Raw genomic sequence first — 21842 nt, 5'->3', positions numbered from 1 at the left:
CCAGGCAATTCCTCCGACACGACGTCCCCTACTGTGGGGATTCACCCAGCGGCGCACCGACGGCAATCATGAACGGGACGGGATCTTGGGCGCCTGGGCTGCTCGAATCGCCGTTGGTGTGAACCTCAAAGTGAAGGTGTGGGCCCGAGCTGTGGCCGGTGGAGCCGACGACGCCGATGGGCTGGCCGACGGTGACGGGCTGGCCTGGCTGGACCAGGGGCGGCTTGTCCATGTGGCAGTAGCGGGTCATGATTCCTTGATCGTGTTGGATGTCTATGTACCAGCCGCATCCGATGGTGAGGTGGGGGTTTCCGTCGCGGTGGCAGCCCCAGTCGCTGCCGTCGCGGCGGTCGATGGCGTTGCAGCGGACGCGGGTGACGGTTCCGGTGGAGGCGGCGCGGATGATGGTGCCGCGTGGGGCGGCGAGGTCGACGCCGTCGTGTCCGGGGCGTGCGGCGGTCCGGAATCCGGATCCCACGGGGGCGTGGATCGGTTGGGTCCAGGGGCCGGTGACGTGGCAGCCTTCGGCGGCTGGTGATCCGTCGGGCAGGGGGTTGTCGCCGGTGATGGTGGTGACCAGCAGGGTGGCGTCGGGTTCCCATTTGGCGTACGCGTCGGGGTGGGCCGAGATTTGGACGCGTTGGGCGGCTTCGGTCAACGGCATGGTGTGCCAGTTGGGGATGGTCAGGAGTTTGGCGTAGAACGTGCCGGCGGCGTGGGCGGGGTCGAGGAGTTGCTGTGGGGTGGCCCATCCCTGGCTGGGGCGTTGTTGGAACAGGCCGACGCTGTCGCGGTCCCCGCCAGGGAGGTTGCGCAGGCTGGACTCCTGCATGGCGGTGGCGACGGCGATGACCCAGCCACGCGCGGGTACGCCGTTGCGGGCGCCGACGGCGGTGATGGTGGCGGCGTTGCCGACCTGATCGCGGTTCCAGCGGCCGATGGCGGGCCATCCGCCGGCGGGGGCTGGCGGTAGGGAGGCGGCGGGGCCAGGCGCGCAGCCGATGGCGGGGGTGCCGACCAGGACGCTGGTGCCGGCGAGACAGGTGAAGATCACCGCGAGGCTGACGGCGAGCAGGGTGGTGGCGAGTCGGCGGCTCATCGTCGTGTCCCGGGCGTGCGGTCGCGGGTTGAGGCGGTTGCTGGCGTGGTCATGAGGTCCTCCAAGATCGGGGCGGCAGTCGCTGGATTTCGCTGCCCTGTTCGATGCGGTATTCGCGGTTTGTGGTGCTTGTGGCTGCTGTTCGTGGGCACAAAAAAATGGCCGCATCTGCGGCACGGTCGAGTGCGGGGCTTGCAGCGGCGGTGACGTCAGTAGCGGCTCGGGCAGGGATGGGGCCCTGGCGTCGGGAAGACGGTTCGTGGTGTCACGTGCCCGCCGCTCCGACGCCAGGGCTTATTGAGGGTTGGTCAGCAGACGAGATCCGCTCGGCATGTGCACAGCTGCGGCGGATGTCAGCAGACAACACGGCTCCGCGACGGGAGTGGGCGGCTTACCGAGGCGGCGGGTCGGTCACGGTGAGGTCGGTTGGGCATCGGTGGGCGGCTGGGGTGGTGGTTCGTGGTGTCCGTTGGCGGTGGGGAGTGCGGCGAGGCGTCGTGCGGGTGGGTCGGGGTGATCGAGGATGCCGAGTTGTCCGGCGCGGCGGATGGCTTGGACGGAGCGCACGTCGAAGTGGTGTCGTCGGGCGAGGTCGTTGAGGTCGGTGTTGCCGGCTTTCAGGTCGGCCCAGACTGTCTGCCAGCGTTGGTAGGGCTCGGGGTTGACGGGGATGCGGCGCATGAGGGTGACCGGCCAGTCGGTGGCGGCTGGCGTGTCGCCGTCGGTGTCGTCGGGTCGCGACACGGTCGGGTCGTCGAGTGTGGCGGGCGGTTCGTGTCGCGGCACGTTCTCGGTCGGCGCGCTGTCGAGCGCATCGGCCGGTTCCTCGGTCCCGCTGAGGGATGGCGCCGGAGCGTGTAGGTCGGGTGGGGTGTCGTGTCGGGGGGCGTGTTCGAGGATGCCGGAGAGCATCTTGATCGCGGCGATGAGCGCGATGGCGGGCCAGCCGGCGATGATCCGAGCGATCAGGTCGTCCTGGGCGACGAGGATGTTCGCGCCGAGGCTGGCGATGCCGCCGGCGACGAGCGCGGTCCAGGTGACCCAGGTGGAGGGGCGGCCGGCGCGACGGTCGGCCAGGATGGTCAGGGTCGCCACGATTTCGACGCCGTCCACGGTCAGTGGAAAGGCGTGGGCTCGCCAGCCGGTTTCGCCTCGGGACTCGGCGAGTTCCCGGAGATGGTCGTAGCTGACGGCGCCGGCGATGCCGGCCAGTCCGAGGGTGGTGAGGGTGGCGGCGGCGGTGATCGCGAGGTCGCCTGGTGACCGTCGTGGTGTGTCGTGGCGGGCGCGCAGCCGCAGGACGATGTCGGTGAGGGCGAGTGCGACCGCGACGGCGATGCCGGCGGCGAGGAAACGACCGTCCATCAGCGGCACCCCCGTCGGTGGTGCGGCCCGTCAACGGGGTCGCGGCCCTTTCCGGATGTCGCGACACCGGCAGGACCGGTGTTGTGGTGTCGGGTGGGACCTGCGGCCGGGCTGTGGGTGGTGCGGGTCGAGGGCATCAGAGGTTGCGCCTTCCGCTCAAGACGTGCGGTGCCGGCGCTGGGGGGCGCCGGCACCGCATGGATGTGATTCCGGCGCCCAGGGGCGCACCTGTCGGCGCGTCACCCGGGGAGTCGGGAACAGACGGTGGGGTCAGTCGGTGGTGGGGTCGTAGTCGCTGTGGTGGACCGGTGCGATGTCCACGGCGCGGATGTCGGCGGTGTGCGCCCGGGCGACGTCGAGGCGGTCGAGGTCGGCGGTGACCGTGTCGACGGCGATGGGGATGGCCTCGCGGTGGTCGAGGGCCTTGACGGTGACGACGAGCGGCACCACCCACACCACCCGGTACCGATACTGCTGCTCGTCGGGGTGAGTTGCGGGCTGGTCGAGGACGCGTAGCCGAAGCTGCCACGGTTCGGTGGGGTGCACGACCGCATCGAGGCTGCGCAGGTCGACGCGCAGGAGTTGCTGTGACGAGGCGACGGCGTCGTCGGTGGTGGCGGCGTCGACGTCGACGGCCAGGGGGATGTGGACGGTCGCCTCGAAGTGGGTGCGCAGGGGCGGCGGCATGGTCAGGTAGTGCAGGGCGTTGTTGGCGTCGGCGACGGACAGGGCGCGGGTGTTGACCGCCCAGATGATCCAGCGTCGGACGAGGTCGACGATCTGCTGGTAGCGGTATTCCAGTGCGCCGTTGTTGTCGCGCAGGGTGTGGTCGGCCTGGGTGAGCGCGCCGCGCAGCGCGGTGATCAGGTCGGTGTCGGCGCGGCGCAGGAGCGCCACCTGCTGCGCGATGAGGTCTGCGGTGGCGCGTAGGGCGGTGCCGGTCGGCATAACACCGGGGCTCTGCTGAAGCCCGGCGTGCAGCAGGTCGGTGATCTGCTCGACGGTCCACGCTGTCTGCTCGGGCAGTGTGCCGCTGGTGTCGGCGAGGCTGTGGTGATCGGTCATGACGGGTCCTTCCTGGTTCGGCTGCCCGGTGGGGTGTCGATGTCGGCGGGCCAGTCGCTGAGAGCGGCTGGTGGGATGCCTGCGCGTAGCGCCTGGCGGATCCACAGCGCCATCCGGTAGTGCGGGTCGGCCGTGAGGGCGCGGTCGAGGGCGAGTTGGCACGTGCGCCGTCACCGGCCAGCCAGACGGTGAAGGCGAGCAGCGCGGCCGGGTCGTCGACCAGATCGGGTTTCGGCTCGCTGGGTGAGATCTCGCCACAGCGCCAGGTGCCAGCGCTGGCGGGTCGCGGTGGCCCAGGCGTGGTCGCGCACGGGCAAGACGGTGAGCAGGACGCTCAGCCATGCGGCTTCGTCGTTGCTGCAGCGTTGCCCAGCCTGGTAACGCATGGCGGCGTGGGCCAGCACGGCGCGTCCTTCGGCTACGACGACAGTTCGGTCGGTGAGAAGGTCGGTGAACCGATGACGGGCCGCTGCGGTGGCCGCGGCCATGGCCGCGCGCTGAGGGCCGTCGACACCGTCGATAGAGGCGGCGACGCTGGCCCGGTCGGGGAACGGACTGGATCCGCCGACGATGGCTTCAAGTGCGAGCGGGTTCGAGGTCGGTCGAACGGTGTTCCCTGCGGCGGGCAACAGTCGGCATTTGTGCACAGGTAGGACCAGTAGTGGCCTTCGTAGACCCGCAGCGCGTCGTGCACCTCGAGCCCGGCGATGGTGAACACGTGCCGGCCGGTGGTGACTTCAGGTGCGACGACCTCGTCGGGGCCGTAGCCGATGAGGACCAGGTGGGTGGTGTCGACCTTCTGCAGCGCCGGCAGGAGTTGCGCGAGGTGAGGGATCCGCCCGCCCGTCCCGGCGTGGTGACACGACCCAGTGACGGAATCAGAGATGCCTCATCGAGCAGACAGCGGAGCGGCGGTGTGGTGCTCACAAAAATGGTGGTGCGCCGGAATCCTCTCCCTGGGCTGTGGGCAGGTTTGCCCGCTCAGCGGGCCCGGCGTGAGGCCAGATCGTGGATCTCGCCGCAAAGCAGCCTGATCCCGTCGGTGGCGGCGGCCTCGACGGTGTCGAACGATGCCGCGCGGGCACCGCCGTCGGTGTAGGAGGGGAAGCCGACTCCGGTGACCCGGTTGTGCACGGTCACGTGCCAGCCGGAGGTGTCGGTGGGTGGGTGCAGGTAGGTTGTCGCGTCAATGACTCCGTCGGGTGCGTCGATGGCGATCGCGTACGGAGCATCGTCAATACCCTGATGGGGTCTGGCCGTCCAGCCCTTGGGGAGCATCCGGTGGACTCGGGGTAGGTGCTCGGTGACCTGCCGGGCGGTGGCGGTGATGAGCCGGGCCGTCTCGGCGGCTCGGTCCCGTGACGTATGTTCGGCATAGCTGACCCACTGGCCGGTCGGCCCGTGCAGGACGAGCCAGATCCGGCAGGTGCCGCACCAGGGCCGGCCGTCCCGAACGCTGCCAGGGGTGGCGCAGGTGCCACATACGGGTCGGGTCACGGTCTTGTCCCTTCCTGACTGCTTGTTTGGTCGGTGATGGTGGGCGGGGCGGCCCGCAGGGCGGGCACCCGGGCGTGCAGCCAGTCCGCGATGAGGTCGCCGACGTCGCGGACGAGTTCGCGACCGGGGTCCGGCACGGCGGGGCCGAGTTCCGGGTACCGTGCGGCGACCACCCTGACCACGGCGCCGGCGGCGGCCGACGCGGTGGCGGCCAGCCGGGCACGCCGCGCCTCAACCTCGTCGATGGTGGCGATGACCAGCGCGGTGACCTGCGCGGTGGTGGTGTGCTCGGGCACGAGGACACTCCAGCTGTCCTCGTCGTGGGGACCGATCGTGAACTCGCTGGTGTCCGCGAGGGGCCGACGGCGGCCGGGTGCGGCGAACCAGCCCGGCCCGGCGGACACCGACCAGCGGGTGTCGCCGGGGCGGTCGGTGTAGCGGCTGCCGGTGCGCACGGTGGCGGTGTTGCCGCCGCTGTGCTCGACCAGGGCCGGACGGCCCTGCTGGGCCAGGTTGGCGACGAGGACGTCCAGGTCGATCAGATGGGGCAGCCGGCCAGCGTTGAAGGCGTCCCGCAGGTCGTCAACGATGAGGTCGTCGACCTGCGCGGGCAGCCGGAGGGTGCGGTGACGGCGGGCATGTGCCCACAGTTCGTCGTCGGTGGGCAGCGCCGTGTCGTTGCGGCGGCTGGCCTCGCCCCACGCAGTGATGAGGTCGAGGATTTCCCGCCAGTCCTCAGATGTGTCCACCTTGCTCCTTCCAGGTTGACTGTGGGGGTGTGGCTCGGGCTTGAGGCGCTGGTTCCGGTGCAGCACCTGCCGTTCCCGGGACGGGCCGCAGCCGCTCCCCGGGCACGGCAGACAGATGGCGGCTCAGGCGGACTGCTCACGCCAGGGGCGGGTCGGTGACCTGCCAGCTCCAGCCGTCAAGGAGGTAGTAGCCGTCGGCGTCGGCCGCGATGGTGCTCGTCGACTCCGTGGACGTGCCGGCCCGCTCACTCACGTGGACGGTGCCGTCGACCAGGCGGATGCGGGTGGTGCCGGCCGACTCACCGACCCGCGCGGCGAGCGCGTCGCAGTCGGCCGCGATCCGAACAATCGCGTCGGTGCCGAACCGGGCGATCGGCCAGCCCTGCGGGCTGAGCAGGTCGGCCACGAGCGCCGGGTACGGGCCGCCGACCCCAGGTAGCGCCACCCACCCCGGCTCCCACGTCGTGGCAAGATCCCGGCGCTGCCCGGCTCGGCTGGTGCGGTTGGTGAGGTGCGCGACGACGTCAGTGGCGTCGCACACCAGACGGATGCGGGGCTCCTCGCGCAGCGCCTGGTGGCAGCCGGCGGACAGCCGGGAGGTGACCGGACCCGGCACGGCCATGGCCGGTCTGCCCAGAGCCAGCGCCCGCGCGAGGATGCCACGGCCCCTGCCGGGGGCCGCCTCGACGAGGACCGCGCCGCAGGTGAGGGCGGCCAGCCAGGTCTGGTTGAGCAGGGTTCGGATGCGGCTGGGGTCGCTGCTCGGCGACCAGACGCTGATCAGGTCGAGCCGGTCGAACAGCGGCCGGTTGCCGGCGGGGTGCAGCCGGTCGAGCCCGCAGGCGGGCATCGCGACGGCGGCGTCGGGTCGGCTCGTGAGGGCGCCGCGCAGCGCGGCGGCGTCGATGCCGTAGCCGCCGACGTTGAGAACAATCCAGCCCTGCTCGGCGAGCCCGTGGCCGAGTTCTGTCGCGACGTGCTGGCCGTAGGAGGTGCAGGCGCGGGAGCCGACGACGGCGACCGCACGGTGCAGCAGGTCGGGCAGGGGCCGGTCGGCTCGCACCCACAGGCACAGCGGCGGCGCGGGCAGATCGACGCCGTCGGCGGTGTGACGGGCGGGAACAAGGTCGCGCAACACCGTGGGCCATTCCGCGTCGTTCGGCGTCACGATCCGCGCGCCGAGGCGTGCGGTGTCGGCGACAATCACCTCGGCGAGCTGCCCCTCGTCGACGGTGCGCAAATGCCCGACGGGAGCCGGCATCGCGGCGGCGGGCAGGTCGCGGGTGAGGAGGCGGCACAGGACAGTCGGCGGGCCCTCGTTCTGCACCAGGGCGTGGATGTGACGGTTGCCGGGCGTGGTCAGGTGGGCCAGCACGGCGCGGGCGATCGTGGGGTCAGTGATAGCGGGCATGGTTGTCTACTTGGTGCAGGTTGAGGGCTTCGGTGATGTGGCCCGCGTCGGGTAGGGGCCGGCCGTCGAGGTCGGCGAGGGTGAAGGCCAGGCGCAGCACCTGCACCCCGCCCCGGTCAGTGAGGCCGCCGGTGTCGAGGGCGGCGTCTAGCGGGGCCAGCACCCGCCCGACGGCCCGGCCGAGCGGCCCGACCAGTTCCGCTCGGGGCACACGGGCGTTGGTCGGGTGCCGGCCCGGCCCGTTCGGACGGATGTGGTGCGCGCCGTCGTGGGCGGCAGAGCCCATGGCCACCCGCTTTGTCATGGGTCAGGTAAGGCGGCCTTCGGGCTGGCCGGCTACGACGTGTGTCGCGGCGTCACCGGCCGGTGCGCGGGTCGGCGATCCTCAGATATGAGCAGTTCCTGGCGGACATGCGAAACGCCACCCGAGACGGGTGGCGCTGGACGAGACGGGAGACCGGCCTTTGATGGGCGTGGCCAGTCACAGGTGGTGGGTTGCGGTGACCAGTCGGCTCAGCACGTCGGGGATCGCGCCGGCCAGGAGTTGTGGCGTGAGCCCGTCGTGGACCGTGATCGGCTGGGGACCTTCGCCCCGGACACGTCTGGTCTCGTAGCAGCGGCCGTCGGTGTCGATGGCGACGACGATGCGTACCTCGGCGTCGGCCATCGCCGGCACCATGTTGATGTCGCCGTACGCGTAGTCGGCATACGGCGTGTACTGGAAGCCTTCACACACCAACGCGTACCCGACGAACGTGCGATGCGTGGCGTCGAGCCATTCCGTCAGCCCGGGGGCGTTTTCGGGGATGGAGATGAAGCCGACGAGCAGGTTCAACACGCCAGCAAGACTGGAGTCCGAGCCGGGCTTCAGATCGAGGGCGAACGGCGAGGCCTCCACCTCGATCAGGTGCAGCGGGGAGCCCTTGACCAGTTGGCGGTGGAACAGGGCGAAAAGGACCGGTGGGACGTCCCAGCCGAGATCCTCGGCTTTCTCCTCGATCCGGGTGACGACTTCGGGTAGCGCGACGGTGATCTGCGGGGACAGCATGTCATTGCTCCTAACGCGTGCGGGGAGTGCAGGATCTGCCGGACAGACGGACGGGCGGGTGTGCTTCCGCTGCCGGCCGGCCAGGCGTGGGATGGGATGTCGACGAACGGTGCAAGAGGACGCGGTCGGCGGCGGTGGCCGGTCACACGGGCTGCACCTCGGCTGCGAGCCCAGGTTCGGCGGCGGCCTCGGTGAGGTCAGCGTCGTCGTCTGGGGTGAGGTCGCGCAGGATCGTCTTGGCCACCCGCAGCACGGTCTGCGCGCAGTCACGGATCAGGGCGAGGTCGCCGTCGGCCCAGCCAAGCACGTACGCGTCGGAGTACGCCTGGGTGTCGAGGCCGAGCGCGCGGCACACCAGGTGGGCGATGCTCTCGGCTTCGGTCTCGCGTCGGCCGCGGTGCAGCAGTTCCTGCCGGTCGAGGTCGTCAAGGTGCCCGCACCGGATGTGGGCCAACTCGTGCAGGCTGGTCTTGATGCGCTGCGCGTCGCTGACGTCGTCGCGCACCCGCACCACCTGCATACCGGTCCCCTTGACGGTGACCCCGTTCGCGCGGCCCAGGTACGCACTGCCCGCAGGCACGAGTGCGAAGGCGTAGCCGGCCTGTCTGATCAGCCCGACGACGTCATCGTAGGCGCCGGTGGGGTCATCGCCGGTGAGCAGCTGCGCGGTCCTCCCGCCGGCGGCCTTCACCTGGCGGCAGCACCGCACGGTGGGTACCTCAAAGGGTTCACCGTCGGTCTGGCTGATGTCGAAGGTGCTGGTGGGCCGGAAGCCGACGACCTGGATCGCGGGGCGGCCGTCCGGGTCGCGTCGAACTGTGCGGCCGGCGGCCTCCCACTCGCGGGCCTGCTCCTCGCTGGGGCGGCGGGTGACCGGCGCCCAGATGAAAAACCCGGTCTCGCCCTCGCGGACGTGCCGCTTGAGGGCCTTCCAGCCCGACGTGCCCTGCTTGTTTCCGTAAGGCAGGAAGTAGCGGGGCTCGATGCCCCGTTCTGCGGCCTGGAGCATGAGCAGGAACTGGTTGTTCAGGCTGTAGCGGGCGCCGAAGACGGCCGCTTCTTCGATGAAGGTGACCCACTCGGCGGGGTCGGCGGCGAGGCGCGCCAGCCGGGCGTCGAACTCGGCTTTGGTCCGTTCGAGGAACGCGTCGCGTTGCTCGGCTGTCATGGCCATGGTGGCCCTCCTGTCTCCGCCACGTGGCGGCGGACAGGCTGGGGCCGCAGCCCCAGCCGGCCCGTAGGCACGAGGTGGGACTGCGGTCCGGGACCGAGAACGGCCTCGAACCGACGGGAACGGTTCACCGGCGGGTCGGCTCACGCCGACCGGCTCAGGAAGGTGGGGCTGCTACGACGCGTCCGGCGCGGGAGTGCCAGGTGATGCCGGCGGAGTGCGGCCCGCTGCTGTGGCCAGCGCCGGGCTGCTGCGGCGCGGTCGCCTGCGGGGGCGAGGGTCGGCCCCGGCCGGTGCGTTGGCGTAGCGGCAGGCGACGGGCCGGCCATGCTGCCTACCGGAGCAGTCGACGCCGTTCAGCCGCCGGTGCGGATCCGTGAACCTGCGGCGCAGGACCTGTTCGAGTTCGTACTCCGACAGCGCTTCAACGCTTCTCTGCGAAATCGATCAGCACGAGGCGTAGAAGTGCCGCAAGGCGTGCATCCCGGTGGCCCGGAAAGGCTGGATGCCGGCAGTCCACAGGGCGCCAGTAGTCCCGGATGAACGTGTGGCGGTCCATGGCGACGTTCGTCCGCCCGTGGACGACCAGGTTGACCGTCACCACAGACCCGCCGGGCACCTCCCACGGCAGCGACACCGGTACGGGAGGAAAGTTCTCCAGGTGGCGAGTGAGGGCCGCACCCACCGACGAGGGCAGCGGAATGCCCGTGTTTTTGCGTGCCTTGGGCAGCGCGTAGACGAGCCGGCAACCCACGATCTTCAACTGGCGGACGACTTGCCAGGGTGCCGCCTCTCAGCAGGGCGGGTCGACGGCAGACAGTGATGGCAGGGCGAGTATCTATTCGCGGCTCACGAAGCGTTCGATGCCCTATTCGAAACGGGCGGACTCTCGACCTCGTCGCGCTCTATCTTGGTCTGTCGTGGGGGAGTGCTGCGCTGTGCTCGGTATACGAACGCGGTGAGCGCGGCGATGAACACCACGAGCCCAATCCAAATCATGGTGCGCGTGACGTTGAGTCCGGCGCCGGCGACGCCGGGAGTACGCCCGCCGTCACGCCCACTGGCGGCCACGGCGATTACCATGACGATGGTCGCCGCGGCGCAGGCCCGGGCTACGGCGCGTCCCAACAAATCCAGCCTGCGCTGTCCGGGGCGGCGCGCCGGTGCCAGCAGCCTGGTCAGCAGCAGGGCGGCGACGGGCAGTTGGAGCAGCCAGACGGTAGTGCGGAACCAGCCGTCGTACCACACGTTCGTGCCGTACAGCAGGGTGTGCCAGACGCTGAGGACGTACACCACCAGGATCGAGGCGTGCAGCACCCGCCAGATCCGCGCGCCGATCGACCTGCGCGCGTAGAAGGCGAGGCCGAGCGGGATGGCCAGGTAGAAGGCGAGCAGCCCGATAAAGATGGCGACCTTGCCCGTGCCGCTGGCATACGCCCCCGGGACGAACGTGTCGACGAACGCACTCCAGGTCCGCCCGCCCCAGCCGCGCCGGCCCTCGTTGTCGCGGACGAACTCGGCGAACAGCCAGAACGCGTGGCCGAACATCAGCGCGATGGTGGTGAGGCTGGTGGTCCGGTGCCACTTCTCGATCCGGGCGACGGAGACCGGCAGCCAGTCAAGGCGACGGGTGGAGCGGAGCAGCCCCAGCATCACGGTGATCCACGCCCACAGCAGACCCGACCATCCGAACGCCTGGCACATCCAGTACATCCAGTACTTGTCGGCGTCGGCCAGCATCGGCATCACCTGCAACGTCATCGACGAACCGGACTCGATGCGCTGGTAGAGCCAGAAAAAAACGGCCAGGGTGATGACGAGCGCTGCGGTGGCGTCTGCCAGGGCAGCGCGAACGTCCTGACGGAACGCGACGAGGTCGAACCACTGTGGTTGGCGGATCTTTCGAACGTCGGACACCAAGGCCTCCTCAACGGCCCAGCAACGATCTTCATTGCGGCGGCCACTCCGCATGTTGGTCGCGCCTCAGGCCAGCGAAGTTCCCAGAGACCGCAAACCGAGCAGTCTCATCGAGGTCCTTCCGTGAAAGTGGTGGGGGCGGACGGTTAACCAGCCGGAACCGCGGCCTGCGCGGTGGATCCGTATGCGGGGGAAGCTGTCCGCGGCGCGGCGGGCCAGTATGGGTCGACGGGCCGCTGCTGGTGCCGATCAGCCGCCGACCAGCGGTGTCCGGGCCGCCGCCGGTGGCGAGCCGTCGACCGGTGCGTGTGGCCGGTGGGTTGATTCGGGGCGCTGCTCGGCGACCGGTAGCCGGCTTGACGATGGCGTGGCGCCGGACCGGAGCCCGGCGGCCACCTTCACGTCAATGGTGGCCGGAAACCGAGCTCCGGCTACCCGGGTTGGTCGTGCGATCCGCGCTGCGGCCCAGGTGCCGCTGAGCACGGACGGATGTGCGCGTCAGCTCCGGATCGGTGCGGAAAGAGTCGCGGCCAGCGCGGCGGTCTTGGGTGCGGTCCGGAACATCGAGACCGCGTTGGGTGCGATGTCCGCGACGCCGTCAGCGCGTTCGGTGGCGGTGAAGGGAATTCTGGCGTGCGGGCCGACGCGGAACGCGGGCAGCGTGTAGTGCTTACGAGCAACGACGTTGCCGTCGGCAGCGCGGTACTGGTCGAAGGAGGCGAGGTCGAGTCCCCCGATGGGTGTCTCGCGGTTGCCGGTGCAGACGATGACGAGGTCGTAGGTGCGGCCGTCGATGAGTCCGGCGTCGGGTAGCGCGATGGGACGCACCCGGCGGCTCAGTACGGTGAGTCGTTGGACGCCGCGGCGATCCGGCCGCAGGTAGCGGCCGGTGGCCTGGTAGCGGCCGCGGATGTCGGTCTGCCACTGCTCGCAGGTCGTCGGCAGGTCCTCGGCGTACCAGTCGATGCGGTCGACCTGGTCGAGGGCGGCGGCGGCCATGAACGGTTGCGGGGCGAGGCCCAGGCAGGACTCGACGGCGCACTTGGCGGAGTCGCCGCCGCCGATGACCGCGACGCGACGCAGTCCGCGTAGTGGCCACATGCCGGCCATCCGCTGCATGAACTGCCCGAAGGTGAGGACGGTGGTGCCGTTGGCGCCGTCGGGGATCGGGTCGCCCACGCCGCGGGCGTCGATGACCCGGCCCGCCATCAGCGGGGCTTTGCCCTCGATCTCGATCTTGGCTCCGGTGCCGGCGGCGCTGACGGACGAGACGTTGGCGTTGGTCACGACGTCGGTGAACTGGGCCAGCGCGAGGCGGATCACGAACGCCATGTCCGTGTTCGGCTGATATTCGATCATGGACAGGTCTGCTGCCTGGATCGGTGCGCCCGGCAGGTAGTTCAGGCTCGCCCCCTGGTCGCCGGCGGTTCCGGCGCCTCCGGCACGGTTGCGGGAGTTGAGCCAGAACGTCGGCCGTGCGGTCAGCGCGAAGGTGCCGCCGACCCGTTGGTGGCGTTCCAGCACCAGCGGCTTCGGATAGCCGGCGAGTACGCGGACCGCCGCGTACGTGGCGGCGTGGAATCCGCTGCCGATGATGACCTCACGGTCGGTGCTGCCGGCGCTGACGATGTCGCGCTGCCGCTGCTCGTCGGACCAGTAGGTGTCCAGGAACTGATCGGCGAACTCGCGGCCGTACGGGTCCAGGGCGATCCCGGTGAGCTGCGCCTGCGTCTGGCTGGGGAACTCGGACTGGCGTTGCATTATCGCCCGCATTCCCTCGGCGGCGGCCGGTCGAAGTGAGACGGCGGCGAGCAGTGCCTGGATCTGCGTGGATGGCTCGATCATGGGGCTCCGTGTCCTTTTCGGTCGGAGTCCAGGCATCGCGCCGGGCCGTGCACCCACCCCGAGGTGGCCCCGGGGTTGCGGCACGCGGGCCGGCACGATCCCCGGACGGGGTCAAACTGGGATGGGTTTCTGGGGCTGGCGGTGACCAGCGTCTGTTGAGCGGATCGCCGACCTGGTCGGCGTGGAACGTCAGGCGGTCGCCGCCTCAGCGCGGGCCGGATGCCCGCGGGTCGTGGCGGTGGCCGGGCACCCGCCGGTGGCAGCGGTGAGGCTGCCGTGGTGGGCGGTCATCGGGCAATCACGACCTCGTCGTCGAGGACCGCGAACCAGGGGATGGCCGTCGCCCGGCGCAGCCGAGCCAGCCAGTCGTCGATGGCCGTGATCGGGCCGTCGGGATCGGGCAGCGGATACCGGTCGGTGAAGTCCGGGGCGTCCTCGGCGAGGCTGCCCGTCTCGGCGAGGGTGCGGATGAAGATCCGGACCGCTTCCCGCTTCACCGCCTGGTCGCTGCTGCCGACGATCAGGATCGGCGCGTCGTCCCAATCGATCAGTCCGTACACGTCCCCTCCGACAACCGCAGCGCAACGCGCCCGACGGCGGCAGATGACCAGCCGGCGGGTCTTCACCGGACCGACCCGCCGTCGGTGGCGCCGGGTGTGGTGGCGGGGTGGAACACCGTCGTGTGCCCGCTGCCGGCCTGCTTTGCCGCGCGCAGAGCGCGGTCGGCGTGCACGAGCGCCAGCCGCCGCGCGGCCTCCTGGTGTGGCGCGAGGGACGCGACGCCGGCGCAGGCGGTGACGGTGACCGCGACGGACAGCCCGGTGAGATGAATGTCGGTCGGTTCGGCGACGGCAGCGACCAGCCGCGCGGCGAGACCAGCGGCGTCGGCGCGATCGTCGACGAGGGTCGCGAACTCGTCGCGACGCAGACGGAACACCTGTCCGCCGAAGGCCCGCGCGGTGTGGTGGAGGCGACCGGCGGTCAGGACGAGTAGCTGATCGAGCGCGCGGTCGCCGAAGCGGGCCACGAACGTCCGGCTGCCGTCCAGGTTGATCAGGATCACCGCGACTGGTCGTCCGGCGACGGCCAGGGCGGCGTGCAAGCCCGCCCGGTTGCCGAGGCCGGTCAGGTCGTCGTGGTGGGCGGTGTGCAGGGCTGCGGTGACGGCCGCCCGGTAACGGGCGGCGGCACGCAGCCGGGTCAGGTGGTAGCTGATAGATGCGGTGATCACGATCGCCGTCAGGAGTGCGGTGATCTGCGTCAGGGTGGACACGTGCCCACACCTCCAATCCAAGGGGTTGGGGAGGTGTCGAGGGCAGCCGGGGTGCCACCGGCTGCCCTCACCTCGAACGGTGTGCGAGCGTCTGCTCGCGGGTGCCGGCGGCGCCCGGGTCGGGCACCGCAGTGACGGCCTACTCGGTGGTGGTGCCGGTGGTGGCGGCCCGCCACTGCTGCGGCGACACACCGGCCTGCATGGCGTGGCCGAGCAGGTGCGCCAGGTGGTAGTCCGGGTTGGCGTGCAGGGCCCGGTTCACGGCGATGTTCGCCATGGCGCCGTCACCGGCCAGGTAGGCCGTGATGGCGAGCAGGCAGGCCGGTGCGGCGCTGGTAGCGGGCATCGCCCGTCGGGTCACATCGATCCACAGCCGCCGCTGCGCGTCGCTGCCGTCGCCGGTGATCCAGGCATGGTCGCGGATCTCGGGGACCATGAGGACGGCGGTCAGCCACGCGACGTCGTCGTCGGGCAGGGTCTCGCCGCGGGCAGCCGACTCGTACGCCTGCTGCACCGCCGCGATCCCGGCGCGCACCACATGCTCCGGCGCAGTGCGGGCGGTCGCGCTGGTCTCGGTGGCGAGCATGTCGGTCAGCCGGTGCAGCGCGGTCGTGGTCGTGGCGCGCATCCGGTCACGCTCCGCCCCGCTGATCGGCGTGATGAGGCTTTCCAGTGTGGTCCGGTCCGGCAGTGGCGCGAGACCGCGGTAGACCGCTTCCGCCGCAATCCTGCTGGCGGCCGGGTCGTAGGCCACGCCGTCGGCGCAGCCGGTGTCACCGCACAGGCACCAGTAGCGGCCGTCGCCGATCCGAAGGACTTCGAGGACGTCGACCCCGGCGGTGGTCAGTGCGGTGGTGAGCAGCGTGGCGGCGGGTGCGACCCGGTCGGCCGGTCCGTAGCCGACGAGGTACGCCGCCGAGCCGTGCCGGGCGATCATCGTGGCGCCCTGCGCGGCCGGTACCGCCAGTTCCGAGAGTTCGGACAGGTGGGGTAGGTCGAGGCGGGCGGCGAAGCGGACCTGCCTGCCGTCCAGGACCACCACGACCAGGCTGTCGGTCGGGGTGAATCCGACGAGGTAGGGCACTACGACGACAAGATCATTGTGGGTGGTGATACTCAGCTGTCCAGGGGCAGCCACAGGTTCCTCCTTCACGAGAGCATCAGCGGCCCGCGCCGCCGATGTCGGGGTCAGCGGCAATGGGCGAGCGCGGCCAGTACCGCGTCGATCTGGGTGGTGGTGAGGCTGACGGCCGCGGCGCCGCGGCGACCGGTGAGCACGACCCGTCCGACCAGCGGCAGGTCACCGCCGCCCAGGCGCGCCACGAGCAGACGGGCGACAGGGTTCGGGCGCAGGGCTTTCGGATGACCGTCCTCGTCGCCCCAGAGGTAGAGGTCCGGGACGCCGATCGGGATCGATGCCGGCACCCCGCCGACCGCGCGGCGCAGCAGCGATGCGACGTCGCCGTCGCGCAGCCGGGTGTGGTGTTCGTGGCTCGTGCCGTCCTCGGCAACCACGATGTACATGAAGGGTTCACGGGCCATGACGGGCTCCTGTCAATGCGGTTGCCGGGCATGACCGTCTGGCCATGCCCGGCAAAAGGGGAGGTGGCCGGGCACCGGCCAGCAGAAGTGCACGTGCGCCAGACGCTTGCAGCGCTGGGCCGAGACTTAGCTCCGCGGCGGGCCGGCCCAACGACTGACGATGTCGTAGGTTGGTGACCCGCACCGGCACCGTGCGGCCCGCCGAGATACCCGCGGGTCGTCAGTCGTCCAGGGCTTCCACGTCGTCGACCGTGACGGTGATATCCACGGTGTCGTCGTCGACGTTGTCGACCCGATCGGTGTCGATCCGCAGGTATTCGCGGACGTCGGACTCGGTGTCGTCAGTGTCGCGGCCGGCATCGGGAATCACGTCGAAGCTGCCGCTGATAGTGAACTGGACCCGGTGGCGCGGCTGGTAGGGATCGAGGTCGAACCGGGACAGGAGGCCGTCAAGGCCGTCTCGGGTGATGTCTGCGTCGCGGTACTGGTCGATGGCGTAGGACCGGATCTCGGCGAGTTGGCTCGCCTGGCGCCGCCGATCCTCGTCGCGTTGCTCGACCAGGCCGCGAGCGCGGTCGACGGCGCTGTCCTTCTCCGCCAACGCCCACATCACGGCTTGCCGGGTCAACGCCAGCGCGGTGGCCGAATCCGTGACCGGCACCGCGGAGATGTCCGCCCGCAGACTGCGGACCACCTGGCCGTCAACCAGGACACGGACCATGCTCGTCCCCGGAGCCGGGGACAACACGACGGCGTCATAGCGGCGGTCGGCGTCCAGGATGGTGACCGCCTGACCGGGAGAGCCAGCGAAGGCGGTCAGCGGTCGAGGATGCGGCTGTGTGGCCACGGCGAGCGGGGTGTCGGTGCGCTCGGAGGTCAGTACGTCGGTCATGACGATGCCTTTCAGATCAGCCCGGCGGGACACCGGGACGTGAAGTGGGGTTCGCGCCGAACGACGCGACAATGGGGCTTGGCGGCCCGGCCACACGAGCAGACGCGGCACGGACACGGCCTGCGATGACAGCCGGCCGTGCGTGCACCCACCAACGCCTCCTGCCAGGTCACGGCCGTTGGGTGTGCGTGGTGTGGGTCATGGCCGCCGGATGTGCAGGGGTCGCAGGTGCGTCGCCAGCGGCTGCTGGATCACCCGGGTGGGTCGGTGAGGACGTCGATCAGGGGTTCGCCGGCAAGCGCGGGATCATCGAGCCAGCCACTGCGCGTGAACGCATGCGCTGCGGTGCTCACCTGGAACATCCCGCTGCCCGGGTCGCGGTCCAGCCAACGCAGCCGGACCAACCGGTGCAGGGCCGACTTCACCGACCCGGCCGACATGCTGGTCACGTCGACCAGGTCGTCCGGCTGGCAGCCCGAGTAGACGCCGCCCGTCGCGGTGACGCAGTCCGCGTGATGGTGCACGGCCGCGCACACCAACCTCTGGGCCGGCGTCAGGTCGTCCGGGTGCAGACCCCGGCCAGCCCGGCCGCTGGCCAGCAGCCACCAGCCGTAGGCGGTGTAGGTGCACAGCCTGCTCGTGGCAGCGGCCAACGCGCCAAGCCGCTGCGAGTGGCCGGTCACCGACCGTCCCGTCCAGGCGCTGCCGACCGGCGTGCAGTGTGGTGGCGGCAGCCCGCGTCGAACACCGCCCGGCCACGCATGCCGATCGAGGTCCGACGGCACTCGGGTACGGCCAGGACGGCGTCTACCTCGCCGAGCAGCCGGATGACATCGTCCTGCCGCAGGTCGACCGCTCCGCGTAGTCCGACGACCACCAGAGCGGGCGGCAACGGTCGTGGCCGGGTCATGACTTGCCTCCCGGCATGTCGAGGGCCGCGGCGATCGCGTCGGCGAGTGCGGCGTAGGTGGCCATTTCTGCCTGCGGCACCGCCCTGATCCGATCGATCCCCGCCGCTGTGGGCGTGACATCGATCGTCTGGTCCGCCGCGTCTGCCGCACTGCTGCCCGTCGGCGCAGGTCCGGCGATGGCTGCCCACCTCTCGTGAGCGATCCGAAGGGCGTTGACGATCGCTGCCGCGTCGGCGCCCGTGCACAAGATCCGGACCGGCGGCAGGGACCTGTCGGTGAGAACGATGTCGCGGCCGGGCTTGAGGTCACGGCGACGGACCTGCGCCCGGGTGCCGTCGGCCCGCGGTGTCCCGTCGCGGTCCGGCTCATAGACCAGGGTCTGGTTGCCGGCCCGCTTCGCGGTGTACATGGCAGCGTCGGCCTGGGCGAGGGCGTACCGGGGATCACTGCCGTCGCTTGCGGCCACGCCGACACTGGCCTGCGGCGGCACCGGCTCGTCAGCGGCCGGTGCGGCGAAGGCGCCGCGGATCGCGTCGGACAGGACGGCCGGGTCGGTGTGGGGTGCCACGATCACGAACTCGTCGCCGCCGGCACGAGCCACGACGGCGTCGGCCCGCACAGTGGTGGCCGCGGTAGTGAGCCGATCCGCGATCGCCGTGAGGTACCGGTCGCCCGCCGCGTGCCCACCGTCGTCGTTGACCTGGTGCAGACCGTCGGCGTCGGCCACCGCGACCGCGACAGGGGCACGCTGCTCAGCGGCGGTAGCCAGGGCCCTCTCGACGACCGCCCGGGTGGGCAGGCCGGTGAGCGGATCGGTCAACGCCGCGACGAGTTCCCGCCGCAGGCTGTTCTCCCGGTCGGTGGCATCGGCGAGACTGGCACCCAACCGCTCGTACTCAATGCACCACCTGTCCTGCTGGTGGCGGGCAAGCCGGACCAGCGTTACGGCGCCCGGCAGTGCCACGGCTATGGCGATGACGGCGGCTACCGCCGCGGCGGTGAGCCGTCCGGTGGCGGCGAACGCGCCGGCCGGCCCGGCGGTGACGATGCTGGAGATGACGACGAGCATGCCCGCTCTGTGCAGGCGGGATTGGCGGTCTGGTCGCTGAGAAGGCAGCATTCAAAGGCTCCTTGTGAGTGAGGAGCACCGGGGGCGGAGCGGCTTGGCAAGGCAGGGCCCGCCCCCGGGCCAACGTGAAGCCGGCCCACCGGTCAGGCGGGCTGGCCAGGGGCTGGCCGACGATGAATCGGCCCGTGCACGGCCATCGGCCCACGGCGACAGGTGGCGGCTGCGGTGCGGCTCGCGCGAGCCACCGGCCGGCACCCAAGGCGGGCGCGCTGGCCGGCGGAACGCGGTATGGCGCATTCTCTTTACCGGGTTGTGGGCGCTTCAGCGCCTGGCGGCGGCCAGCGCAGCGGGGGCCGGTGCGGGTGGGGCGGCGACGATCCATGGCAGGCTCGGGTCGTCGAGCCGGTAGAGGCCGTCGGCGTCGGCGAGGAGCGGCACGACGGGGGTGTCGCGGTCGCCGAAGCGGCGGATGAGGTGTGCCTGGCCGTCGTGCAGGCAGATGACGGGCGGAAGAACACTGGCGGTGGCGTGGTGCGGCCAGCGGCGGAGTAGGTCTTCGGCGAGGCGGACCAGGGTGGTCCAGGCCAGGCGGACGACCACGTGTCCGTGGTGGTGGGTGACCTGCGCGGTGTAGCTGTCGGGCAGGCCAGGGATCCGCACCGGCTTGGTGTGGTTCGCGAGATGTGAGGTCATCGTGGTGTGCTCCCTGATCGGTCGGGGCACGCCGCGCGGACGTCCCGCCGCTGACCCGCGCGGGATCGTGAGGGCACGTGGGCGCGGCGGCGTCAGCGGAGGGCTACGGGAAAGGGTGTTGCGTCGTGCTGGACGGGTCACATCGCCCGCCGGGAAACGATCGGGCGGTGCTACACCCTGCCTGCGGCAGGCGAGATGCGGCGGAACACCGCGACGGCGGAGAAGCCGGACGTCGAGGTGGTTTCGACGGCCTGCACTGTGTGGTCGAACAGGTCCCGTTGCAGGGCGTTGATGTTGACGTAGCGGGCGGGGATGCCGAGGCGTACGATCGCCTCGGTCCAGCCGCTGTCGGTCATGTGCTGTTCGGCGTACGCGGAGCGCGTGGAATAGACGCCGACGAAGTCGGCGTCGAAGATGCCGGGCAGGTCGTCGACGGGCAGGTCGGTGTTGGTGCCGCCGTCGGCGGCGATCCAGTCACCGACCACGGCCGGCGCCAGCCGGTGGGCGGCGGCGATACGGCGTATCGCGCACAGCACCGGCAAGGCGGGCCGGTGCGCGTACTTTCCGTACGCGCCGAAGCCGGTGGTGTTCAGGACAACCAGCGCGCCGGCCGACTGCGGGAACAAAGACTGCCTGACGGTGGCCTCCGCCACGGCGAGGTCGGCGTCGAGAACCATCGCGGCGGTGGTGGTCAGGTCGCCCGCCGACGCCACCCAAACCGCCGCTTTGTGCTGCATCACCGCGTCGATGCCGGCGTGATCGGTGTCCGGGCGGACGTCCGCGAGCCTGATCAACGCCTGGCGGCTGAGGTCGGACAACGCCTGCACCGCCAGACGCTGGTGGCGGACCTGCGCGCCGCTGAGCACGAGATCCGGTGTGACGACCCGAGCACGGACGGTGCACCACGCGACGAGCAGGTCGTTGGAGTAGATTAGATACGCCGGGGTGTCAGCGTCGATGACACCGGCGGTGCCGGCATCCAAAGAGGCCCGCAAGGCGGCGGCCTGAGCCTCGGGGAGTCCGTCGAGGCGCAGCGGCGGCGAGGTGCGGTACCGCGCGTCCACCGCGACGCCGACCAGGTTGCCCGGATCGGATGCTCTCCAGCTGTCGGATCTCGGCGAGGGCTTCCGGGATAGTGCAGCGCACGTTTCCCTCCGTTCGTAGTGGGTGTGGGGCGGGCTACGGCGTCGCCTGCTCGGCGGCGGCGTGGGCGTCGACGAGCAGGGCCAGGTGCTCCTCGGTGAGCCCGGCGCCGGGACGGGCGCCGGTGAAGATGACCGGCCCGCACAAAAACGGCGCGTCCCACGGGCAGGCGTACGGCTTCCCGAGGACGTCGGTGGCCATGTGCGAAGCGGCCCAATTGATGTCACCGGCCGGGTGGACATCGCCGTCGAGCCAAACCGCGAGGCCATCACCCAACTCGATCCGGTAGGTGGTCCCGGTCTGGGTGCGTCGGTGGAAATCCGTCAGGGCGTCGACGGTGTCCAGGAAGGTGAGGCGGCCCGACAGACTGACGACGAGGTGCGTCGGTTCCGTCCTAGGCACTGCGGTAGCAGGGCTATTGCGTTCTGGGGTAAGTGCTGGTCACGGCGGTTATGAGGTCGTGTGAGCGACGGTCGGCGCGTCGGGTGGCGCGGGCGATGTTGGGTTCGCCGTGGATGCGGTGCCAGCCGATTGCGGTGTTACGCAGGGTGGCCATGATGGCGGGTCCGGTGCCGGTGCGGGCCTGGTGCAGATCTTCACGGAAAGTCACATCTCGCACGTTGTGGACCTGGTTTTCGATGAGCCATTCCGCTCTTGCCCATTTCTGCAGGTCGGCGGGTTGGGCGTCGGCGGCGGGCAGGGATGTGATCAGGTAGGCGGTCTCGCGGCTGGTCTTGCCGCCGGTGGTTCGGGTACGGGTGATCCGGACGGCTTGCTGGGCGTGCGAGAACGCGATTCCGCCCGGGGTGTGCAGGGTGACGGCTTTGATGGTGCGGGTCTCTTTGCGCCCGTGACCGCGGTCGCGGGTGCGGTCACCGACCGGGATCTGCGCCCAGGGAACAGCTTTGAGCTGGGCGAACAGGGTGGGCTGGTTGCCCTTGGCCTGCAGTAGCAGATGTGCTCCACGGCCGGTGATCTGCTCGGCGTGGCCGGTCTGGGTGTGCAGCGCGTCGGCGACGAACAGGACATCGGTCAGACTGCCGAGCACGGCCTGAACGGCGTCGAGCAGTGGGGCGAAGGCGGGAATCTCGTTGCTCTTCGTGTCGACGGTGACCTGGGCCAAGACGATGCCGGTACTGGTGTCCAGCGCCG

At 70.7% G+C, this 21842-nt stretch carries 24 protein-coding genes and 1 pseudogene; all 25 read right to left on the bottom strand.

Going from position 1 to position 21842, the window contains the following annotated elements; all coding sequences use genetic code 11:
• Positions 1-28 precede the first annotated feature (28 nt).
• Positions 29-1099 (bottom strand): M23 family metallopeptidase, encoded by a 1071-nt coding sequence (locus ACLQ2S_RS26345; RefSeq protein WP_425703613.1) that lies wholly within the window; start codon positions 1097-1099, stop codon positions 29-31.
• Between the two features lie 411 nt (positions 1100-1510).
• Positions 1511-2464: a DUF2637 domain-containing protein gene (locus tag ACLQ2S_RS26340; RefSeq protein WP_425703611.1), complete on the bottom strand. Its 954-nt coding sequence runs from the start codon at positions 2462-2464 to the stop codon at positions 1511-1513.
• 270 nt (positions 2465-2734) lie between these two features.
• A complete protein-coding gene (locus tag ACLQ2S_RS26335) occupies positions 2735-3529 on the bottom strand; it encodes a hypothetical protein (protein WP_425703609.1) in 795 nt (264 codons plus the stop codon).
• Positions 3526-4301: pseudogene (locus tag ACLQ2S_RS26330) on the bottom strand (DUF4192 domain-containing protein). The gene ACLQ2S_RS26335 and the pseudogene ACLQ2S_RS26330 overlap by 4 nt, the downstream one beginning before the upstream one ends.
• A gap of 209 nt (positions 4302-4510) precedes the next feature.
• Positions 4511-5026, bottom strand: coding sequence for a hypothetical protein (locus ACLQ2S_RS26325; protein ID WP_155222139.1), 516 nt, complete (start codon positions 5024-5026; stop codon positions 4511-4513).
• The gene (locus tag ACLQ2S_RS26320) at positions 5023-5775 is read right to left on the bottom strand and encodes a hypothetical protein (protein WP_155222140.1); all 753 of its coding nucleotides are present in this window, start codon (positions 5773-5775) and stop codon (positions 5023-5025) included. Before ACLQ2S_RS26320 ends, ACLQ2S_RS26325 begins: the two co-directional genes overlap by 4 nt.
• A 136-nt stretch (positions 5776-5911) precedes the next feature.
• On the bottom strand, positions 5912-7186 hold the full coding sequence (locus tag ACLQ2S_RS26315) for a DNA-processing protein DprA (RefSeq protein ID WP_155222141.1): 1275 nt from the start codon (positions 7184-7186) through the stop codon (positions 5912-5914).
• Entirely contained in the window at positions 7170-7472 is a 303-nt protein-coding gene (locus ACLQ2S_RS26310; protein ID WP_425703629.1) for a hypothetical protein, read from the bottom strand. Before ACLQ2S_RS26310 ends, ACLQ2S_RS26315 begins: the two co-directional genes overlap by 17 nt.
• A gap of 195 nt (positions 7473-7667) precedes the next feature.
• Positions 7668-8234 (bottom strand): hypothetical protein, encoded by a 567-nt coding sequence (locus ACLQ2S_RS26305; protein WP_155222143.1) that lies wholly within the window; start codon positions 8232-8234, stop codon positions 7668-7670.
• A gap of 142 nt (positions 8235-8376) precedes the next feature.
• Positions 8377-9408 carry an ArdC-like ssDNA-binding domain-containing protein gene (locus tag ACLQ2S_RS26300; protein ID WP_155222144.1) on the bottom strand — a complete coding sequence of 344 codons (1032 nt, stop codon included), beginning with the start codon at positions 9406-9408 and terminating at the stop codon, positions 8377-8379.
• Positions 9409-9829: 421 nt separating this feature from the next.
• Positions 9830-10168: a hypothetical protein gene (locus ACLQ2S_RS26295; protein ID WP_425703605.1), complete on the bottom strand. Its 339-nt coding sequence runs from the start codon at positions 10166-10168 to the stop codon at positions 9830-9832.
• Between the two features lie 86 nt (positions 10169-10254).
• Positions 10255-11322: a ferric reductase-like transmembrane domain-containing protein gene (locus ACLQ2S_RS26290; protein WP_425703603.1), complete on the bottom strand. Its 1068-nt coding sequence runs from the start codon at positions 11320-11322 to the stop codon at positions 10255-10257.
• Positions 11323-11820: 498 nt separating this feature from the next.
• A complete protein-coding gene (locus ACLQ2S_RS26285; protein ID WP_425703601.1) occupies positions 11821-13167 on the bottom strand; it encodes a hypothetical protein in 1347 nt (448 codons plus the stop codon).
• 287 nt (positions 13168-13454) lie between these two features.
• Positions 13455-13727 (bottom strand): hypothetical protein, encoded by a 273-nt coding sequence (locus tag ACLQ2S_RS26280; protein ID WP_425703599.1) that lies wholly within the window; start codon positions 13725-13727, stop codon positions 13455-13457.
• A 62-nt stretch (positions 13728-13789) separates the two neighbouring features.
• A complete protein-coding gene (locus tag ACLQ2S_RS26275; protein ID WP_425703597.1) occupies positions 13790-14440 on the bottom strand; it encodes a GGDEF domain-containing protein in 651 nt (216 codons plus the stop codon).
• 139 nt (positions 14441-14579) lie between these two features.
• Positions 14580-15578, bottom strand: coding sequence for a DUF4192 domain-containing protein (locus tag ACLQ2S_RS26270; protein ID WP_425703595.1), 999 nt, complete (start codon positions 15576-15578; stop codon positions 14580-14582).
• Positions 15579-15628: 50 nt separating this feature from the next.
• Positions 15629-15982: a hypothetical protein gene (locus tag ACLQ2S_RS26265; RefSeq protein WP_425703593.1), complete on the bottom strand. Its 354-nt coding sequence runs from the start codon at positions 15980-15982 to the stop codon at positions 15629-15631.
• Positions 15983-16202: 220 nt separating this feature from the next.
• The gene (locus tag ACLQ2S_RS26260; protein WP_425703591.1) at positions 16203-16874 is read right to left on the bottom strand and encodes a hypothetical protein; all 672 of its coding nucleotides are present in this window, start codon (positions 16872-16874) and stop codon (positions 16203-16205) included.
• A 251-nt stretch (positions 16875-17125) separates the two neighbouring features.
• Positions 17126-17557, bottom strand: a complete 432-nt coding sequence (locus ACLQ2S_RS26255) for a hypothetical protein (RefSeq protein WP_425703589.1) — start codon at positions 17555-17557, stop codon at positions 17126-17128.
• The gene (locus tag ACLQ2S_RS26250) at positions 17554-17784 is read right to left on the bottom strand and encodes a hypothetical protein (protein ID WP_425703587.1); all 231 of its coding nucleotides are present in this window, start codon (positions 17782-17784) and stop codon (positions 17554-17556) included. Before ACLQ2S_RS26250 ends, ACLQ2S_RS26255 begins: the two co-directional genes overlap by 4 nt.
• Positions 17781-18854 (bottom strand): GGDEF domain-containing protein, encoded by a 1074-nt coding sequence (locus ACLQ2S_RS26245; protein WP_425703585.1) that lies wholly within the window; start codon positions 18852-18854, stop codon positions 17781-17783. The genes ACLQ2S_RS26250 and ACLQ2S_RS26245 overlap by 4 nt, the downstream gene beginning before the upstream one ends.
• 321 nt (positions 18855-19175) lie before the next feature.
• Positions 19176-19547, bottom strand: coding sequence for a hypothetical protein (locus ACLQ2S_RS26240; protein WP_425703583.1), 372 nt, complete (start codon positions 19545-19547; stop codon positions 19176-19178).
• Positions 19548-19717: 170 nt separating this feature from the next.
• A complete protein-coding gene (locus ACLQ2S_RS26235; RefSeq protein ID WP_425703581.1) occupies positions 19718-20611 on the bottom strand; it encodes a hypothetical protein in 894 nt (297 codons plus the stop codon).
• Between the two features lie 115 nt (positions 20612-20726).
• Entirely contained in the window at positions 20727-21092 is a 366-nt protein-coding gene (locus ACLQ2S_RS26230) for a hypothetical protein (protein WP_425703579.1), read from the bottom strand.
• Between the two features lie 13 nt (positions 21093-21105).
• Positions 21106-21842, bottom strand: a 737-nt coding sequence (locus tag ACLQ2S_RS26225) for an ISAs1 family transposase (RefSeq protein WP_425703577.1), incomplete at its 5' end; no start/stop codon positions are given.

This window comes from Micromonospora sp. DT48 (assembly GCF_049844495.1).
GTDB lineage: Bacteria > Actinomycetota > Actinomycetes > Mycobacteriales > Micromonosporaceae > Micromonospora.
Note: the sequence above shows the minus strand (reverse complement) of the source record. Positions and strands in the feature narration are given on the sequence as shown.